Source organism: Sphingomonas phyllosphaerae (assembly GCA_036946405.1).
In the GTDB taxonomy this organism is placed as follows: domain Bacteria; phylum Pseudomonadota; class Alphaproteobacteria; order Sphingomonadales; family Sphingomonadaceae; genus Sphingomonas; species Sphingomonas phyllosphaerae_D.
This window is the reverse complement of the sequence record JAQIJC010000001.1, coordinates 1,971,722-1,991,957: the sequence shown is the minus strand read 5'-3', so window position 1 is coordinate 1,991,957 and position 20,236 is coordinate 1,971,722. Positions and strand designations below refer to the sequence as shown.

The 20,236-nt window shown below is 67.0% G+C and carries 10 protein-coding genes; 1 reads left to right on the top strand and 9 read right to left on the bottom strand.

Translation table 11 applies throughout. The features are described from left to right. Positions 1–49: 49 nt before the first annotated feature. Genes PGN12_09595 through PGN12_09585 form a run of 3 tightly spaced genes read right to left on the bottom strand, consistent with a single transcriptional unit; the run spans position 50 to position 5,177 of the window. Positions 50–1,819, bottom strand: a complete 1,770-nt coding sequence (locus PGN12_09595) for a DUF885 family protein (GenBank protein ID MEH3104145.1) — start codon at positions 1,817–1,819, stop codon at positions 50–52. Then, positions 1,816–2,841, bottom strand: coding sequence for an Ldh family oxidoreductase (locus tag PGN12_09590; protein ID MEH3104144.1), 1,026 nt, complete (start codon positions 2,839–2,841; stop codon positions 1,816–1,818). Before PGN12_09590 ends, PGN12_09595 begins: the two co-directional genes overlap by 4 nt. Then, positions 2,838–5,177 carry a glycoside hydrolase family 127 protein gene (locus tag PGN12_09585; protein MEH3104143.1) on the bottom strand — a complete coding sequence of 780 codons (2,340 nt, stop codon included), beginning with the start codon at positions 5,175–5,177 and terminating at the stop codon, positions 2,838–2,840. The genes PGN12_09590 and PGN12_09585 overlap by 4 nt, the downstream gene beginning before the upstream one ends. Before the next feature lie 106 nt (positions 5,178–5,283). Between PGN12_09585 and PGN12_09580 the strand changes: the two genes are divergently transcribed. Next, entirely contained in the window at positions 5,284–7,953 is a 2,670-nt protein-coding gene (locus PGN12_09580) for a DUF5695 domain-containing protein (GenBank protein ID MEH3104142.1), read from the top strand. Positions 7,954–8,163: 210 nt separating this feature from the next. Here PGN12_09580 and PGN12_09575 read toward each other — a convergent pair whose 3' ends face one another. The 6 genes from PGN12_09575 to PGN12_09550 form a co-directional block, all read right to left on the bottom strand. Next, complete coding sequence (locus PGN12_09575; protein ID MEH3104141.1) at positions 8,164–10,413, bottom strand: DPP IV N-terminal domain-containing protein; 2,250 nt, start codon at positions 10,411–10,413, stop codon at positions 8,164–8,166. Beyond that, positions 10,410–13,502, bottom strand: coding sequence for a DUF4981 domain-containing protein (locus PGN12_09570; protein ID MEH3104140.1), 3,093 nt, complete (start codon positions 13,500–13,502; stop codon positions 10,410–10,412). The genes PGN12_09575 and PGN12_09570 overlap by 4 nt, the downstream gene beginning before the upstream one ends. Positions 13,503–13,565: 63 nt before the next feature. Continuing rightward, a complete protein-coding gene (locus tag PGN12_09565; protein ID MEH3104139.1) occupies positions 13,566–16,487 on the bottom strand; it encodes a TonB-dependent receptor in 2,922 nt (973 codons plus the stop codon). Positions 16,488–16,653: 166 nt separating this feature from the next. Further along, positions 16,654–17,322 carry a GntR family transcriptional regulator gene (locus tag PGN12_09560; protein MEH3104138.1) on the bottom strand — a complete coding sequence of 223 codons (669 nt, stop codon included), beginning with the start codon at positions 17,320–17,322 and terminating at the stop codon, positions 16,654–16,656. A 198-nt stretch (positions 17,323–17,520) separates the two neighbouring features. Continuing rightward, a complete protein-coding gene (locus PGN12_09555) occupies positions 17,521–18,753 on the bottom strand; it encodes an FAD-binding oxidoreductase (protein ID MEH3104137.1) in 1,233 nt (410 codons plus the stop codon). Further along, a complete protein-coding gene (locus tag PGN12_09550) occupies positions 18,750–20,165 on the bottom strand; it encodes an amino acid permease (GenBank protein ID MEH3104136.1) in 1,416 nt (471 codons plus the stop codon). The genes PGN12_09555 and PGN12_09550 overlap by 4 nt, the downstream gene beginning before the upstream one ends. Positions 20,166–20,236 lie beyond the last annotated feature (71 nt).

Below are 20,236 nucleotides of genomic sequence, written 5' to 3'. Positions count from 1 at the left end.
TGCCCCACCCCAGCCCCTCCCCTGAAGGGGAGGGGCTAAGCAATCGCCCTTAAGGCAACGGGTACGGCCCCTTGCCGCCATCCTTGATGAAGCGGTCGACGCGCTGGTCGATCATCGGCAACGGCACCGAGCCGAGGCTCAGCATCGCATCGTGAAAGGCGCGGATGTCGAACTTCTCGCCCAGCGCCTTCTGCGCCTTGGCCTTGGCGTCGAGGAACGCGAGCTCGCCCATATAATAGCTCAGCGCCTGCCCCGGCCACGCGATGTAGCGGTCGACCTCAGTGGTGATCTCGTGGTTCGACAAAGCGGTGTTGTCGCGCAGGTACTTTTGCGCCTGCTCGCGCGTCCAGCCCTTGGCGTGGATGCCGGTATCGACCACCAGCCGCGCCGCGCGCCACATCTGGTACGACAGCATCCCGAACGTCTCATAGGGCGTCTCATACATCCCCATGTCCTCGCCCAGCGCCTCGCAGTACAGCGCCCAGCCCTCGCCGAACGCCGAGATATATTCGTCGCGGCGATAGGCGGGCAGGTCGGTCAGCTCCATCGCGAACGGCATCTGGAAAGCATGCCCCGGCGCGCTCTCGTGCAGCGTCAGCGCCGGCAGCGAGTAGAGCCCGCGCGACGGCAGGTCGTAGGTGTTGACCAGATAGATCCCCGGCCCGCCGCGCCCGCTGGTGTAGAAGGGCGCGATATCGGGCGCGACCGGCTTGATCGCGAAGCGCATCCGCGGCAGCCGCCCGAAATAGGTCCCAGCCTTGCCGTCGAAGGTCTTGGCGATCCACGCCGCGCGGTTGAGCAGGTCCTGTGGCGTCTTGGCATAGAATTGCGGATCGGTGCGCAGATAGTCGAGGAACGCGGGGAGGTCCTTCTTCCATTTCACCTGGCGCATCACCTCCAGCATCCGCGCGCGGATCTTGGCGACTTCGGACAGCCCGATCGCGTGGATCTGCTCGGGCGTCAGGTCGCGGGTCACGAACTCGCGGACCTTCGACTGATAATAGGCGCGCCCGTCGGGCATGTCATAGGCGGCCAGCGACACGCGCGCGTTCGGGATGTACTCGTCGCGCAGGAACGCCTGCAATTTCTGGTGCGCAGGCACCACCGCCGTCGCGATCACGCGCTTCGCCTCGGCACGCAGCGCCGCCTGCTTGTCGGCGGGGATCGTGGAGGGCAGCGTCTTGAACGGCGCGTAGAACGGCGAATCCTCGCCCGCCCCCGCCGCGACAACCTCGGCCACGCCCTTGTCGCGCCCGTCCAGCGTCACCTTGGGCGGGGTGAAGCCGCGCTTCAGCCCGGCGCGCATATTGGCGATCTGCTGGTCGTAATAGCGCGGCAGGCTGGCGAGCTGCGACAGGTAGCGGCGCAGCGCCGGCTCGTCGCGATAGGTCTCGCGCGCCATCCCGCCGACGCTCATCCAGAAGCTGGTGTCGGCGTTGAGCGGCTTCTCGAACTCGCGATATTGCTGCTCGGCGAGCAAGGCGCTGATCTGCCCGCGATAGACGGTGTAATCGTCGCGCGCCTGCGGCGACAGCTTTGCGGGGTCGATCCGGTCGAGCGCCGCCATCGTCTCGGTCCAGCGCTTCGTCATCGCCGCCTGCGCCGCCGGGCCGACATCGGGCAGCGTCGCATTCTGGCTGGCCGGCGCGTCCTCGTCGGGGCCGTTGAGCGTCCGCCGCCACGCATACTCGCTCTCGGACAGCTTGCGGAACGCCGCATCGCTCGCGCGCGCCGCCGTGCTCTTCGCCGCGGGCGGGGTGGCGGGCTGGGCCGCGGCGGGCGCCGCCAGCAACAGCGTCAGCGCAAGCGTGATCGTCATGCCTTCTCCTTCGTCACTTCGTCGATATCGTCGAGCAGCTGGCGCGAGACGAATACGCCGTCCCGCGCGCTGATCGGGCGCAGCCTATGCCGCCGTGCGCCCGAAACTCGTGCCCCCTGCCCTTCGATCGCCGCGAACACCGTCTCGGCGCGCGCGAGGTGCTCCGCCGCCGCCGCGCCGAGGAACCCGGCCGGATCGAGCGCGAGGATCAACTCACCCCCCAGCGGCGATCCCTTGCGACCGGCGTCCCAGGCGATCGACTCCGCGCTGGTCAGGTCGCCGATCAGGGGTCCGGCGAGCAGTTCGACCATCAGCGCCAGCGCCGATCCCTTGTGCCCGCCGAACGTCCGCATCGCGCCCGCCAGCACCGCGGCGGCGTCGGTCGTGTCGCTGCCGTCGGGCGCATGGCCCCAGTCGGCCGGCACCGGCTTGCCAGCGCGACGGTGCAATTCGATCTCACCCCGCGCCACCGCACTCGTCGCGAAATCGAACACGAAGGGTGCCTTGTCCTTGCGCGGCCAGCCGAACGCGATCGGGTTGGTCCCGAACACCGGCTGCGTGCCCCCGGCCGGCGCGACCCACGCATGATTGGGGGTCACCGCCAACGCGACCAGACCCTCCTCGACCAGCGCTTCGACTTCCGGCCACAATGCCGCGAAATGCACGACATGGTTGATCGCCAGCGCCGCGATGCCGTTGGCGCGCGTCGCCGCCACCAATGCCTCGCGCCCGGTCTCGAACGCCAGTTGCGCAAAGCCGCCCTTGCCGTCGACCCGTACGACGCCGCTCGCGCGCTGCTCCAGCACCGGCACCGCGTCAGGCACCACCACACCGGTCGCCACCGAATGCGCCGCAACCAGCAGCCGGTAAAGGCCATGCGCCCCGCACCCGTCGCGCTCGCCCGCCACGATCGTCTCGGCGACCGCCGCGACATGCGCGGGTGCCAGTCCGACGCGCGTCAGCGTGGCGCGCGCATAGGCGCGCACCTCGTCCAGCGTCATCCGGACGTGGCCCTCGCTCATGCACGCGGCTCCTGCTTGGCGGTGAACAGCCGCACGCCGAACACCGGCCCGGCGGTGTTCTTGTCATGCGGCACGAAGCGCACCTTCACCTTCGTCTTGCCCTTGGTCAGCGCCTCCGGCACCGGATAGTCGACGTCGAAGAACGCCCCCGGCTTGTTGGCGTCCAGCGTCTGGGTGGCGATGCGTTGATTGTCGACCAGAATGTCGAACGACCGCTTGGTTTCCTCGCCCCAATAAACCGCCTGCAGGATCAACGGCCCCGGCTTGACCGCCATCGTGAACTCGAAGAACCCGCCCGTGCGCGCATCGCGGCCATTCCGTCCGCGATAGGCGAGCGGGTACGAAATCTCCGACGTCAGATCGTGATCGCGCTCCGGCTGCATTTCGCCCAGATGCATGATGTCGACCGAGCGCGCGGCCAAATCCTTTTGCCGCGCCTGTTCGGCGAGGAAGGCAGCTTCCTCCACCTTCCACTGCGCATCGGTGAAGCGCTTGAAATACACCGCGCTCCGCCGATCGTACTGGCGATAGAAGGGCACGAACGTGAGGTCGGCAGGGCGGATCAGCCCGGCAGTCGCATATTGCGCGCTCTCTTGGTCGACGGGGCGGAAGGCGGCGAGCAGGTCCTGCCCGACCATCGCCGGCTCGGGATGATCCCAGTCGCCATCCGCACGCCCGAGATCGGCGGCGAGCACCAGCGGCCCGCGCAGCACCGCGATCGTCTGCGCGTCGCCCGGCGTCGGTTCCAGCCGCAAGTCGAGCGGCAGCCGGATCGTCACGCTGTCGCCCGTCTTCCAGCGCCGCGTCACGATCGCATAACCGCCGGCCTGCGTCGCATCGGCGGGCTTGCCGTTGACCAGCACCTCGTGCCCTTTCGCCCAGCCCGGCACGCGCAGCGCGACCGGGAAGCGCCCGGGCTTGCCGAGCCGCGTGAAGGTCAGCGTCGCCGCGCCGTCGAACGGATAGACGGTGTCGAGCCCCAGCGTCGCGTCACGTTCCTTCCACGTCGCGTCGGCGGGGATGTAGAGGTTGACGATCAGCGTGTCGTCGCCGGTCCAGAAGATGCTCTCGCCATGTTTGGAGTGGCTTTCCATGCCGGTGCCGACGCAGCACCAGAATTCCTCGCCCTCGCGCTCGGAATAGGCGCGCTTCGCCCCCGACATCAGCGGCATCATATAGGTGAAGCCGCCGTTCACCGGCTCTTGGTGCGCCATGATATGGTTGAGGTGCGCGCGCTCGTAGAAATCGAACAGTGCGCCGTCGGGCTGCCACGCGAACAGGTGCCGCGTCAGCTTGAGCATGTTGTAGGTGTTGCAGCTCTCGCAGGTCTGGTCGGTGATATGCTGCGCGATCGTGTCCGCGCCGCTGAAATATTCGCGGTCGGCATTGCCGCCGATCACGTAGCTGTGGTGCCGCGTCACCTGCTCCCAGAAGAAGCGCGCCGCGGTCGCCTGCTCGGGCTTGCCGGTGATCTCGTGCAGCCGCGCCAGCCCGATCAGCTTGGGCACCTGCGTATTGGCGTGGAAGTTGGCGAGCTTGTCCACCTTCTGCGTCAACGGATCGAGGTTGCGCTTGTCGTAGATGCGCTCCGCGAGCCGCAGCCAGCGCGCATCGCCGGTGCGCACGTGCAGTTCGGCGAAGCTCTCGTTCAGCCCGCCATATTCGCACGCCAGCATCACCTGCACCTGCTCGTCGTTCAGGCTGGCGAACACGCGCTCGATATAGCCGCCCAGCGCGACCGCGATCGCCATTGCCTGTTCGTTCGGGCCGATGTGATCGACGATGTCGAACAGCCCGGTGTAGAGCTTGTGCCAATTGTAATAAGGCACCCAGCAGCCGTTGAGATCGAACCCGGCCGAGCGGATCTCGCCGCGCATGATCTCGGGGAAGATCTCCTTGCCGTTGACGACCGTCCCGTCCTTGCGCTTGCGCGAGAAGCCCGCGACATAACCGTCGCCATGCGCCGCCTGACAGCGCGCCAGCTCGCCGAGGATGTAAGTGGCGCGCTCGACGCAGTCGGTGCAGCCGGTCTGCGCGTGCATCAAGGCCAGCGCCGACAGATAATGGCCGAGCGTATGACCCGCGATCGTGTCGCTCTCCCACCCGCCATAAACCTCGGCCTTCGGAGTCAGTCCGGCGAATGCGTGATAATTGTGCAGCAGCCGATCGGGTGATAGTCGCAACAGATAGGCACGGTTGACGTCGACGGCGCGTGCATAGTCGGAGGGCCGCAAGCGCACCGCCGACAGCGGAAAGGCTTTGGCCGAGCCCGGCAACCCGGCACCCGCCTGTGCTGCCGCCGGAACGGCCAGCATCGGCAACGTCGCCGATGACATCAGAAATCCGCGACGCCCAACAAGCATTTCCATCTCCCCGGAATATGGTATACGATACGGTACGTGGGTGCGAAGTCAATCGAACCGCAAAGAAAAAGGGTGAGCGATGCGACGGGTGGCATATTATCTCGCGGGCGCCGCGCTGGCGAGCGGTGCGCTGCTTCATGCGGCACCCTTGCGGAAAACTGGTGCTGCGGGCGGTGCCTTGACCCTGACGCTCGATCCCGCCAGCCAGACCCTGCGCACGCTGTCGCCGCGGGCCGAGCCCGGCTTCGACTTCTTGCCGAGCGGCCGCGCCGCCAGCCGCAGCGGCGACGGCTTCAACCAGATCGGCGACCTCCATCTGCGCGTGCGCAGCGCAGGCGGCGCATGGCGCGACTTCTCCTCGGCGCAGCATCGCGTGCCGGTCCGCGCGCTCGCCGCCACCGGCAACGTCATCGCGCGTGCGGACATCACCACGACGATGGGCGAAGGTTTCCCGCTCACCGTCGAACGGACGTGGCTGCGCGACGAGGGCGCGCCGGTGCTGCGCTTCACGCTCGCCAACCGCGGCACCACGCCGGTCGAGGTCGGCGCGCTCGGGATGCCGATGGTGTTCGACAACATCATCACCGACCGTTCGCTCGAACAGGCGCATGCGCAGGCGAGCTTCGTCGATCCCTATATCGGCAGCGACGCCGGCTATCTTCAGGTGACGCGCCTCAACGGCAAGGGACCGGCGTTGCTCGTCCTCCCCGACGGCCGCACCCCGCTCGAACAATATCGCATCCTCGACGATGCCCGGCGCAAGACCGCCACGCCGATCTTCACCGATCGCACCCCGCGCCAGCAGACGTTCGAGGGTTTCTACGACTGGATGGTCGCGAGCAGCGCGATGGCCGACAAGGGGCAGCCGTGGAACCCCGCGACCGGCTTCACGCTCGCGCCGGGCGAACAGCGCACGTTCGGCGTGCGGCTGGTCGCCGCGCCGTCGATCCGCGCGATCGAGGCGACCTTGGAGGCCGAGCGCCGCCCGGTCGCGGTCGGCATCCCCGGCTATGTCGTCCCCAACGACAGCCCCGCCGACCTGTTCGTCCGCGCCGCACAAGCCGTGCGCGACGTCGAGGTAACGCCCGCCGACGCGCTGACGCTGACGAAGGTGCCCGGGCCGCAAGGCTGGAACCGCTGGCGCGTCACCGGCACCGGCTGGGGCCGCGCGCGCGTCGCGATCACCTATGCCGACGGCAGCGTGCAGAGCGTCCATTACTACGTCACCAAACCGCTGGCGCAGGTCGCCGCCGACCTCGGCCGCTTCAGCACCACGAAACAATGGTTCGACGACGCCGGCGATCCGTTCAAGCGTGCGCCGTCGATCCTCACCTATGACCGCGAGGCGAACCGCATCGTCACGCAGGACCAGCGGGTATGGATCGCCGGGATGAGCGACGAGGGCGGCGGCGGCGCGTGGGTCGCGGCGACCATGAAGCAGCTCGACAATCCCGACGCGGATGAGGTCGCGAAGCTGGAGCGGATGGTCGACGAAACCGTCCTTGCCAAATTGCAGTCCCCGGACGGCGGCGTGAAGAAGAGCCTGTTCTACTACGATCCCAAGGCGTTCGGCTCTTACTATGACAAGGGCATCGACTGGTCGACCTGGGCATCGTGGGACAAGAAGCAGGCCGACGATCTCGGCCGCTCGTACAATTATCCGCATGTCGCGATCGGTCATTGGGTGCTGTACCGGCTCGCGCGGCATCATACCGGACTGGTGACGCGCCACGACTGGCGCTTCTATCTCGACCATGCGTACCGCACGACCGTGGCGATGATGCGCGACGCGCCGCATTACGCGCAATTCGGGCAGATGGAGGGCGAGATCTTCCTCGAGATCCTCGCCGACTTGAAGCGCGAGGGGCTGACCACACAGGCTGCCGAGGTCGAGGGGCTGATGAAGGCGCGTGCCGACCATTGGCGCACGCTCGCCTTTCCGTTCGGCAGCGAGATGGCGTGGGATTCGACCGGCCAGCCCGAAGTCTATGCATGGATGCGCCACTTCAACCATCCGAAGGAGGCGGCGGTCACGCGCGAGGTGATACTCGGCTACGACCCGACGATCCCGCACTGGGGCTATAACGGCAACGCGCGCCGCTATTGGGATTTCCTGTACGGCGGCAAGGTCAAGCGGATCGAGCGGCAGATCCACCATTACGGCTCGGCGCTCAACGCGGTGCCGCTGTTCGACGCCTACCGTCGCGACCCCGCCGACCTCCATTTGCTACGCGTCGCATACGGCGGGTTCATGGGCGGCATCACCAACATCGACCGCGAGGGCTTCGCCTCGGCGGCGTTCCACTCCGAACCGGACATGATGCGCTGGGACGCCTACACCGGCGATTACGGCATGGGCTATTTCGGTCACGCCTACGCCGCGGCGACCTATCTAGTGAAGGATGCGACATTCGGCTGGCTCGGCTTCGGCGGCACGGTGCGCGAGGACGGCGCGGCGGTCGAGATCGTCCCGCACGATGGCGCGCGCACGCGGCTGTTCGTCGCGCCGGCCGGGCAGTGGATCACGCTGGCGGCGGGCAAAATCGCCAAGGCGCGCTGGCTCCCCGCGACCCGCCGCATTGAACTGACGCTCGACCCGGCAACCGCAACGACGCCGGTGGCGCAGCTCTCGGTGGAGGCACCGGCAGGCGGCGCGGCCTATGCGATCGACAAGGGCAAGGCGGAAGGCGGCTTCACCACAATCGCGCTGTCACCGAGCGCAACCAACGTGACCCTCACGCCCCGCTAACTAACCCGCCGTCGCCCCGGACTTGATCCGGGGCCCCGCTCTTTACTGGCCGTCGAGAAGAAAAGGCGGGGCCCCGGATCAAGTCCCGAGGCAACGATAGATGATCGTCATCCCCGCGAAGGCGGGGATCCAGAACCTCTGACCTCAGCGGGTCAAACGAAAGCCTGCGCGTCTGGATTCCCGCCTTCGCGGGAATGACGAAGAAAAGAACTACCGCGCCCCACCCAGCGCGCGCAGGAAGAAGTCATACTCCCGCCGCTGCCCGTAAGCGACTGGCCCGGTCGACCGCCCCACGGCATGTTCGCCGTTCGGCACCACCAGCAGCTCGAAGTCCTTGTCGGCGCGCACCAGCGCATCGACGACCTGCATCGTCGAGGCCGGATCGACGTTCGAATCCTGCTCGCCGACCACCAGCAGCAGCTTGCCCTGCAACTTGGCGGCATGGACGACCCCCGACGCCGCCAGATAGCTCGCGTCGACCGGCCAGCCGAGCCATTGTTCGTTCCAGTCGATCTTGTCCATGCGATTGTCGAAGCAGCCCGCGAACGCCACCCCGGCCTTGTAGAACTCCGGGTGGAACAGCAAAGCATTGAGCGTGCTCTGCCCGCCCGCCGACCCGCCATAGATGCCGACCCGCGACAGATCGACCGACGCATCCTTCGCCGCCAGCGCCTTCATCCATGCGATGCGATCGAGAAAGCCGCTGTCGGCGAGGTTCTTCCACGCGACGTCATGGAACGCCTTCGAGCGGTTCGCCGTCCCCATCCCGTCGATCATCACGACGATGAAGCCGAGATCGGCGATCTGCTGCATCCCCATCGCCTTGTCGCCGCCCGAGAAAGCGCCGAACGGCCAATAGCCCTTGGGCACGAAGCTGTCGTGCGGCCCGGCGTAGATATTCTCGATCACCGCATAACGCTTCGCCGGATCGTAATCGCGCGGCCGCACCACCAGCCCATAGATGTCTGTCGTGCCGTCACGCCCCTTCGCGACGAACGGCTCGGGCGGGCGATAGCCGGCGTCGGTCAGCGCGCGCACGTCGCCGCGCTCCAGCGTCGCCAGCACCGCACCCGTCGTGGCATCGCGCACGTCCGCGACCTCGGGCACATCGGTACGCGAATGGACGTCGACGAACGTCCGCCCGTCCGGCGCGAAACTCGCCTCATGCGTTTCGTTGCCATCGGTCAGCCGCGTCAGGTTGCGCCCGTCGAAGTCAACGCGGAACCAGTGCTTGTGATACGGATCCTCGCCCGGCGTCACCCCGCTCGCCGAAAACCAGATCCGCCGCTGCCCGTCATCGACGCGTGCAATGTCGCGTAACACCCACTGGCCGCGCGTGATCTGCCGCTTCACCCGACCGGTCGTCGCGTCGACCAGATACAGATGCCGCCACCCGTCACGCTCCGACGCCCAGATCAGCTCGCGCCCCTCATCCCCCACGTCGTGCGCAAAGCGCCGCTCGTTGAAGATGAACGTCTTCGCATCCTCGCGCACCGCCTCATGCGCCGCGCCGGTCGCGGCATCGACCGCGATCACCGCGGCGTGCTGGAAGCCACGCCGCATATAGTCGAACGAAAAGCTTCGCCCATCCTTGCGCCAGCTGATCGCGCCAAGCTGCCACGGGTTCGGGAACAGCGCGTCCGACACGTCGATCCGCCGCCCGGTCGCCGCCTCGAAGAGCACTGGTCGTTCCTGATCGATCGCATCGCCGGGCTTCGGGTACAGCTGCTCGGCGAGCGTCGGCTGCACCTGTCCCTTGGGTGAGGAAATCACCCGCGTCACGATCCGCCGATAGCCGGGCCGCACGCGATACAGCGCCACCCACCTCCCGTCGGGCGACCAGCTGATCGTCTCCGGATCGTAGAAGTCGCCGGGGCTGCCGTCCTGGCTCCGCCACGCCTCCGCGCCGCCGCCCGCCGCGCGCAGCACGAGATTGTCGTCGAGCACCAGCGCCTCGCGCGCGCCATCGGGCGAGCGGTGCGGCACGTTGCGCGCGGGCACCTTCAGATCGCGCACGACCCCGAAACCGCGCGGTCGCGGCCCACCGCCTTCCACCGGGGCGCAGACGTAATCAGTCAATGTGCAACGCCACGGCGCATAATCGATCGCAAAGTCGATCGCGCGCCGCTCGCCGGCGAACGCGAAATGCTCGAACGGCAGCCGGCGCGGATCGACCGGCCGCGCCAGCGCCTTGCCGAGCCCCTTCGCGACCGCCGCCGCGTCGAAGGCCGTCGCTTTGGCACGCGTCGGGGCGTCGACGTCGACGAACGCGAACCCGCCCTCGACGGTCTTGCGATAATGGAAGTGCCGCCCGTCCGCGTCCCATTCCGCCGGGAAGGCGATATCGCGCGTCAGCCATTGCCACTGGTCGCGCAACGCGATCGAGCGTGCCACGCGCGGATCGGTCTGCGCCAGCGCCGGCGTGGCGAGCAGCGCAATCGTCAGCAGCGCGCGCCTCACTGCGCCGCCCCCAGCACATAGGTCCATTCGACCGGCTGGAGCGGCACGCGATATTTCATGTGCGGCCGGCCATCGAGGCTCCAGCCCGTATCGCCACCGACCCCGCTTTGCGCGGCGTCGATCAACAGCGTGCCATCGCCGTGCGCGCGAATGTCGCTGCTATGCGCCTTGGCCGGCGGCTTCTCCATCAGATCGGCATAAGGGAACGGCAGCGCGTTGATCGCCAGCGGCCGGTCACCGCTGACCCGCACCCCCGCGCCGTTCGCGCCGGTCACGTCGAACCAGCGTACATCCTGCTTGGTCCCCGATTCCTGCGGGCGCGCATAATCGTGATATTGCTCGGCCAGCGCGCCGCGCCACTCGCCGATCAGCGCCGCGGTCTTGCGATCCGCGTAATTCTCCCACGGCCCGCGCCCGTACCAGTGCAGCCGGTCGAGCGTCGGGGTCATGTGGAACTGCACGCCGACGCGCGGCGGATCGGGCAGGTCGTCGCGGATCGGCACGAAGCGCACCGCCGCGCGCGCCTGTCCCTTCGTGTCCATCGTCCAGCGCGTGATGACCTTCACCGATCCGACGCCCATGTCGTGCGTCACGACGATCGCATCGCCGTCGACCGCCAGCCCGTCGAGCCGCCGGGCCTTGCTGAACTGCTCCCACACCTTGTGCGTCTTGGTCACGCCGGTGCCGACGTCATTGTCGGTCGGCGCGCGCCAGAAGTCGGGCGCGCCGCCGGTCAGCAAGGTCACCCCGCCGCGCGCATAGCGCTTCACCAGCCCGGTCGCCTTGTCGATCTCCAGCACCGCATCGCCCGCCGCCAGCCGCCACGCATCGCCACCATCGACCGGCGCGACGCTGCCGACCGGCGCGGCGAGCGCGCGCGGTGGCGACAGCGCGAATTGCTCATAGCCGACGACATGCCCCGCCTCGACCAGCGGGATCGCCCCTTTGGTCGCGCGTGCGCGCAGCACCAGCATCCGCTCCGCCCCCGCATCGCGCGCCGCCGGCAATGCCAGCGCCAGCGGCGCGCGCGCGCCCGGCGCGACCTGCGGCATCGGCACCGATCCGCGCGCCACCTCGCGCCCGTCCTCCAGCACCGCATAATCGAGCGTGAAGCGCGACAGATCGATATGATCGTGCCGGTTCACCACCACATAGCCCGCGCCCTCACGCTCGAACTGGATCGGCGCATAGACCTTGGCCAGCTCGTAATATTCCGGGTCCGGCGTCCGGTCGGACTGGATCACGCCGTCACCGACTGGACTGTCGTCGCCATCGGGCACGAAATCGCGCCCCTGCGCCCAATAGTCGCGGCCCTGCGCATCCTTCTTGATGATCGTCTGGTCCACCCAGTCCCACACGAACCCGCCCTGCAGTTTCTTGTGCGCGTGGATGACGTCCCAATAATCCTGGAAGTTGCCGAGGCTGTTGCCCATCGCATGAGCATATTCGCACAGGATCAACGGCTGGGTGAACTCCGGCCGCTCGGCATAATCGACCAGCTTCTCGACATCGTCGTACATCGGCGCGAAGATGTCGACATAGGCGTTGGTCGGGTGCCGCCACCCGCTCATGCTATGGCCGAGAAAATTGATCAGCCGCGTGTTGTCGCGCGCCTTCACCCATTTCGCCGCCGCCTCGAAGCTGCTGCCGATCCCGGTCTCGTTGCCCAGTGACCAGAAGATGATCGATGGATGATTCTTGTCGCGCTCCACCATCCGCTCGACGCGATCCAGATGCGCCGCCTTCCACTCGGGCTTGTAGCCGAGCAACGTGTGTTCAGGATCGCCGTTCTGCTGCGCCTCCGCCAGATAGCCGTGGCTCTCGATATTGGCCTCGTCCATCACATACAGGCCGAACTCATCGGCCAGATCGTAGATGCGCGGATCGTTGGGATAATGCGACAGCCGCAGCGCATTGACGTTCGCCGCCTTCATCAGCTCCAGATCGCGGCGCAGCGTCGCGTCGGAGACGACATGGAAGGTGTGCGGATCATGTTCGTGGCGGTTGACGCCGCGGATCGTGACGCGCCGTCCGTTGACACGCACCTCACCATCCTCGATCGCGACGGTGCGGAAGCCGATTTTGCGCGCGGTCGCCTCGACCACCTTGCCCTTCGCGTCGAGCAACTCGACCAGCAATGTGTAAAGCTCCGGCGTCTCCGCGCTCCACGCGCGCACCGCCGGGATGGTGCCGTCGAGCCGCACGTTGCGCTCCGCATCCGGCGTCCCCTCGCGCGTCAGCAGCACGCGCCCGCGATCCAGCACGGTCGCGCGCACCCGCACCGGCGCCGTGCCGCCGCCGACCGCGACGTTCAGCGCCAGCGCGCCGTCGCGATAGTCGTTGGCCAGCCCCGCGCGCACGTCGATGTCGCGCAGGTGCGTCGCGGGCGCGGCATAGAGCGTCACGCTGCGCTCGATCCCATTGACCCGCCAGAAATCCTGATCTTCCAGATAGCTGCCGTCAGCGTATCGATACAACTCGATCGCCACCGTGTTGCGCCCCGGGCGCATCGCCTTCGTCACGTCGAACTCGGCGGGCAGCTTGGAATCCTCCGAATAGCCGACCCGCTCGCCATTGACGAAGAGATAGTAAGCCGCCCCCGCCGCCCCGACCGTCAGCAACAGCCGCCGCCCGGCAAAATGCGCCGGCACCACCACCTCGCGGCGGTACGAGCCGACCTCGTTCAGCTTGTGGTCGATCCACGGCTGGTTGCGCGGGAAGGGGTAGCCCGCGCCGACGAACACTGGCGTGCCCTGCCCCTCGGCCTGCAGGATGCCGGGCACCGCCACCTTGCCCCATGTGCTCACATCATAATCGGGCTTCTCGAACCCGACCGGCCGCTCTTCCGGCGTCGGCGAGTGATGGAACGACCATTGCCCGTCCAGCGACAGGCGGTAGCGCGACCGCGCCGGATCGTCGCGCAACGCCGCGGCCTTGCTCTCGAACCCCGCGAAGGTCGCATGCATCGGCTCGGCCCCGACGCGGATCACCTCGGGCCGTTCCCATTCGGCGGGGGTCGGAGTCTGGGCCGTCGCCTGCGCGATCGCCAGCGTTGACACCAGCACGGCAAGTGCGACCCGACCCGTCATCATTCTTCCTCCCACGACGACGGCCGACGCTCATGCGCCGGCCGCCCCCTCATTCCACCATCCTCAGAACTCGGCCGACAGACCGACGAAGAAGGTGCGCCCGGCGACGTCGTACACGCCGGGATAGGTGTTGCCATTACCAAAGGACGCCAGAACGCCCTGGGCGATCGCAGGTGGGTCACGATCCAGCAGGTTGTTCACGCCGATCCGGAACGTCAGCTCCTTCGTCACGGTCGCGGTGGCGGCCAGGTCGAAGTAATTGGCGACCGGCAGGCGCGAGTTGATGACATAGGTCGCGCTGCCGGGGAATTGCGCCTTGTCGTTGAACGACACCTTGGTCGGGCCGATGTAGCGCCAGTTGAGCGAGATCGAGCCCTTGTCGTCCGGCGCCGTCCAGGTGAAGCGCGCCTGATGGCGCCATTCGGGGTTCGGCTGGCCGCAGGTGCCACCGAACAGCCCCTTGCAGTCGTAGGACGAGAGACCCGGCAGCGGCTCGGTCGTCAAATCGTGCAGCCACGTGCCGACGAAGCTCGTGCTCAGCGCGCCGATCCCGGTGCGGAACGTGTAATCGGCGGTAAAGTCGATGCCGCTGGTCGCCAGCGAACCGGTGTTCTGCGTCGTCGACAGGACGTAACCCGCCGTGTTGGCGTCGCCGGAGAACAACACGCCGTTGCGCGGATTACGGTTGAACAGCGAGCAGAAGAACGGATTGCCGGTTCCGATGCACTGGTCGATCGTCAGCTGCATCGGGATCGAGTTGATGTAGTTCTTCACCTTGATGTTGTAGTAGTCGACCGACAGCATCAGCCCCCTCACGAAGGCCGGGGTCAGCACCACGCCGGCGGTATAGGTATCCGCCTGCTCGGGCTTCAGCGCCGGATTGCCGCCGAAGAAGCCGGTGCACTGCTCACTCGGGCACTCCGGGATGCGGCCGTACTGCGCGGCTGTTACGCCAGTGAGGGCGCATTGCGCGGCCGTGGCAGTCGGCGTTGCGCCGGCGCACGGGTCCTGCGTTCCGACATTGCCCGGGTATTGCGGCGAGTACAGCTCGGTGATGTTCGGCGCGCGGATCGCCCGATTATACCCGCCACGCAGCCGCAGGTCGCGTGTCGGTGCCCACGCCAGTTCGCCCTTGTAGGTCGAAATGCCCTTGCCGTTGGTGCTGTACTTGGAGAATCGATAGCCACCCGTCAGCGACAACTCCTCGAAGAACGGCCGGTTCTCGACCAACGGCACGCGCACTTCGGTGAAGCCTTCAGTCACGTTGAAGGCGCCGGCATTCTCCTTGGTACCCTTGGCGAGCGCCAGCGCATCGGCCTTGAACTCCAGGCTTTCACGGCGATGCTCGACGCCGACCACCACGCCGATGCCCGTGTCCGCCCAAGGCAGCTTCGCGCCATATTCGCCGCCGTCGAAGGTTACCGTGCCGGACAGCACCGTCTCCTTGTCCAACCCTTCGGTGCTGGTCGGCGCGTAGATGTAGCCGAGCGCCTCGGCGGATGGCCCGCCATACTGGAAGACGTTGAGCGGAACGCAACTCGGGTCCGACTTGTCGATAACCGACTGACAGGTCGGCACGCCGTTGACCAGGTTGACCTTCAGGGCGCGATTGGCTCGCGCCGGGTCAATGTCATTTTGATAGGTCTCGTTATAGATCACGGTCGAGAACAAGGCGTTCGCGTCGTAGCGGATGCCCTTGGCGATCTCGCCACGCACGCCGCCGGTCACGCGATAGTCGGTGTGACGCAGGTCGTCGCGCCGCGGCTGCGCGGGCGCGGCGACCGGACGATAACCGATATAGGTGTCCTGGTTGACGCTCTTTCCGGCATTGTCGCCGCAGAGCAGCCCGGCCTGCTGCGCGCTCATCAGCGGATTGTCGCAATTCACCGAATAGCCATAGCCGTAGAACAGCGCCGATGGCGCGACCTGCGAATTGGTGCGGTCGTCCATGAACATGAAGCTACCGTACATCTCGACGGCAGGCGTCACTTCATACTTGGCGAACGCACCGGCAGTGATCCGCGTATCGTTACGCTGAAAGTAGTTCAGCGGCGAATAATTGTAGCGGAAGCTGTTGTCATACGGCACCCACGTCTTCTGACCGTCCTTGGTGTTGTTGAAGTCGCCGGCACCGTCGCGTTGCGGCGTGAAGCGACCATATTCATTGTTCGACGAACCACCGCAGATCAATGCGGTGCGCGTGCCGTTCGGATCGAGCGCACAGGCGGAAACGTCGCGATTGTATTGCAGGATCGGCTTGACGTCGCGATAGCCGAAATAGGCGGTCACATTGCCACGATTGTCCGCGAAATTCGCGCCCATCGCGATGTTCGCGTCGAAGCGCTGCCCATCGACCGGCGTGTCGGGTGCGCGGCTGAATCCGGCGCCGGCCACACGGTCGCGGTTCGTGGCGTTGTCGTTGTGATGTGCCGAGAAACCATATTGCACGTTGCCCAGCACGCCGTTCAGGTCGTCCCGCAACACGAAGTTGATGACGCCCGATACTGCGTCAGACCCGTAAACCGCCGATGCGCCGCCGGTCACCACGTCGATACGCTTGACCATGAACGACGGGATGAAGTTGAGATCGGTCGCCTGAATCGGCAACAGGCGCTGCCCGTTGACCAGCGTCAGGTTGCGGTTGGAGCCCAAGTTGCGGAGATTGACCTTCGCGGTGCCGTCCGATCCGTTCGAGACGTTCTCGTTCGCGTCCGGCGTGATCTGCGGCAGGCGGTTCAGCACGCTCTCGATGTTGGTGGCACCCTGCAGGCGGATTTCGCCCGCGTCGACGGTCGTGATCGGGCTGTTGCTCAACACGCCCGGCTGCGCGATGCGCGTGCCGGTCACGACGACGCCCTCGCCTTCCACCTCGCTGGCCCCTGCAGCCTGATCGCTCGTCGCAACCTGCGCAGCAGCTGGCAGCGCCACGCTGAGCGCCAACGCGCCGAGTGCGGCCGACGAGAGCCACTTCGTTGCTCCAACCATGGTTTCCCCCTTCTTTTCATCTGCTTGATCCCGCGACCATACAGTTAAGAAAGCGTACATCAAATATATTATACGAAAGATCGTCAAAAAAGTTTCGGTGCATCAACTCGTTGCGGAGCCGTGATGGTTGCTAAGTGACAAACTCGTCGAACTTGACCCGTCGCGATCAGCTACCATCCAGATTGCTGACGCTGCGAAACTCACGCCGCAGGTCCAGCACCGTCTGCTCGATATGCGCGTACATGCGCTCTCGCACCGCCGCGGTGTCACGCGCCATCCAGCTTTCCAGCAGCTGCGCATGTTCGTCGTTGGCGCGCTGGTCACGTCCCAATGGCTCGAGATGCTTGCGCACATAACGTTCGCCCATCACGTGCAGGCGCTCCAGCATCGTCGTCGTGATCGGCTGACGTGACGGACGCAGCAGTGCGAGGTGAAAGGCGCGGTTGAACGCCCCGACGCCGTCGCCGTGCGCGTTCGTCGCCTCGTCGAGCTGCGCCAGCAACTGCACCGCCACGTCGCGCTCCTGCTGGGTCGCGTTCGCGGCGGCCTGCGCCGCGACCTCCGGTTCCAGCTTCAGCCGCAACGCATAGACTTCCTCGGCCTCCGCGATCGTCAGTTCGCGCACGAAATATCCGCGGTTCGCGCGTGAGCGGACCAGCCCTTCCTGCTCCAGCCGGGTCAGCGCCTCGCGCAGCGGGATCTTGCTGACGCCCAGTTCGGCGGCGAGCGCATCCTGCCGGATCGCACGATCCGCCTCGACCTGGCCGGTCAGGATACGGTCGCGAACCAGGTCGACGAGTTGTTCGGAAAGATTGCGGACGATGATGCCGGTCATGTAAAAGCCCCAACCGGCAACGATATACCGGTAAATCATCTAACCCGCCCGTCGCGTGCCGCGCAATGGCTGCCGCGGAACCGGACCGAAATGGGCAAGAATACCTGCCGCTTACGTTCGTCCCCCCACCGGCGACGGGAGGCGCGACGGCATCACTGACGGCGACCTACCCCACAGGGTCGGCGCGGCGTCGGATGGTTACCCGAAGCGTGCCAGATCGAACGGGGTCAAGTCATAGGCCGGCGTCTCATCGTGGAGCAACGCCGCCAGCGCCTCCCCGCTGGTCGCCGACAGCGTGAGGCCGAGATGCTGATGCCCGAACGCATAGGCCACCGCGCCCCGCCGTCCGATCGCGGGCAGATAATCGGGCAACGTCGGCCGCGCACCCATCCACGGTGCGACGGGCTCCTGCAATGGCAACCCCAGCGCCGCGACATGCGCGCGCAACCGCGCCCATTTGCGGGGGTCGGCGGGTGTGGCGATCGCTGCGAACTCGACGATGCTCGCCGCGCGCAGCCGTTCGGCGAAGCGCGTGACGATCATCGCGCGATCCTCGAACACGACCGGCGGTTGGTCGACCGGCCAGTCGCCCGGATCGCCCTCGATATGATAGCCGCGCTCGGCGATCAGCGGCGCGCGCAGCCCCAGAGGGGCGACGAGCGGTGCCGATGCCGCACCCGCCGCCACCACCACGACATCGGCGTCGAGCGGCGCACCCTCGTCCAGCGTGACACGCACCCCGCCGGCACGCTCGATCACGGAGCGGGCGCTGCCATATACCCTTGCGCCGCCCGCCGCGGTGAAGCGCGCCGTCAACGCATCGCCGAGCGCGCCGGTATCGGTGATCTGTCCGCTTCCCTCGACGCGCAGCGCACCCGCGATCGGCAGCGTCGTCAACCGGGCGAGTTGCGCCAGTTCGTCACGCGTCGCGTCACGCACCGTCGCCGTGCCGGTGTCCGCCGCCTGCCATGCCGCACGGCCGCGCGCCGCGCTGTCGGCGGTTTCCCAGACGATGAAATGTCCGTCGACGCGCAGCAGTTCGGACGCCCCCGCCTCGGCCAGCACGCGTTGCCACGCCGGGATCGCGGTGGCGAGCATCGCCGACAGCGCCGCCTTGCCCTTGGCGAAGCGCGCGGGCGTGCTGGCGCGCAGCAGCCGCCCCGTGAACGGCAGCCAGTGCCGGATCGCGCGCGCCGGCAGCGCCAGCGCCCCGCCGCGCGAGAACAGCCGCTTGGGCACGCTCTTCACCGTCGCCAGCGACGCGAGCGGCTCGACCTGTTCGACCGCGATATGCCCGGCGTTGCCCCATGATGCGCCGCGCCACGGTGCGTCAGGCGCGACGATCGTCACCTGCGTGCCGCGCCGCTGCAGCGCAAGCGCGACGTTGAGCGCCACCACGCCATCGCCGACGACGATCGCCGTGCGAATCATGCCTGTGCCCGCACCAGGCTGCGCGCGCGGCCGTAGGCGAGATAGAAGACCACGCCGAGGACGTTCCACAACGCGAACCGCTCCAGCGTATGCGTCGGCAGGCTGACCAGCAGGTAGATGCAGCCGAGGATCGCCAGCGTCCCCACCACCATCGGCGCCGGGCAGCGGAATACGCGCTTCAGTTCGGGCGCACGCTTGCGCAGCACCATCATGCACGCCGCCACCGCGATGAACGCCAGCAGCGTGCCCGCATTCGCCAGCTCGGCGATTTCGTCGAGCCGGAAGAACCCCGCCACCGCCGCGACGAACACGCCGGTCACCATCGTCACCAGCGCCGGCGACCCGGTCCGCGCCGACACGCGGCTCAACGATCGCGGCAGCAAGCCGTCGCGCGACATCACGAAGAAGATCCGGCTTTGCCCGTACATCATGACGAGGATCACCGACGGCAACGCGATCAGCGCCGCCAGCCCGATCGCCCATGCCGCAAACGGATGCTGAAGCGTGCGCAACACATAGGCGAGCGGCTCGGCCGACTTGCCGAGATCGATATAACTCACCGCGCCAATCGCCGCGATCGCGACGCCCATGTAGATCGCGGTGCACGCCGCCATCGATCCGACGATCCCGATCGTCAGGTCGCGCCCCGGATTGCGCGCCTCTTCCGCCGAGGTCGCGACCGCGTCGAAGCCATAGAAGGCGAAGAACACGATCGCCGCCGCCGCCATCACCCCGCGCGTCGCGCCATTCTCGACATGGCTGCCGAAGCCATAGGGCATGAACGGCTCGAAATTGCCGCCGTTGAACGCCGGCAGCGCGAAGACGACGAACACGCCCAAGGCGACCATCTTGATCGCGACCAGCACGATGTTGAAGGTCGCGCTCTCCCGGGTGCCCGCGACCAGCATCCCCGCGATCCCCAGCGCGACGAGCACCGCCGGTAGGTTGACGATCCCCCCGCCATGCGGTCCCGACAGCAATACCGCGGGCAGATGCACGCCCGCGCTCTGCAACCAGCCGACCAGATAGGCCGACCAGCCGACCGCCACCGTCGAACAGGCCAGCGAATATTCGAGGATCAGGCTCCACCCGACGATCCAGGCGATGCTCTCGCCGATCACCGAATAGGTATAGGTATAGGCACTGCCCGCGGTCGGGATCAGCGTCGCCATCTCGGCATAGGCTAGCGCCGCGCACGCACAGACCGCCCCGGCGATCGCGAACGACAGGATCACCGCTGGCCCCGCCCGATCCGCGCCGACCCCGGTCAGCGTATAGATGCCGGTGCCGACGATCGCGCCGATCCCCAAAGCGATCAGATGCGGCCAACTCAGGGTCTTGCGCAGCTTGCGGTCTGGATCGGCTTCCCGCGCGTCGAGCGGCTTCAGCGGCCCCAACAATCCTCGTGCCAAATGCCCCTCCCCGTTACTCGTTTGTTTCGCACCTCTGTCCGTCATCCCCGCGAAGGCGGGGATCCAGAACC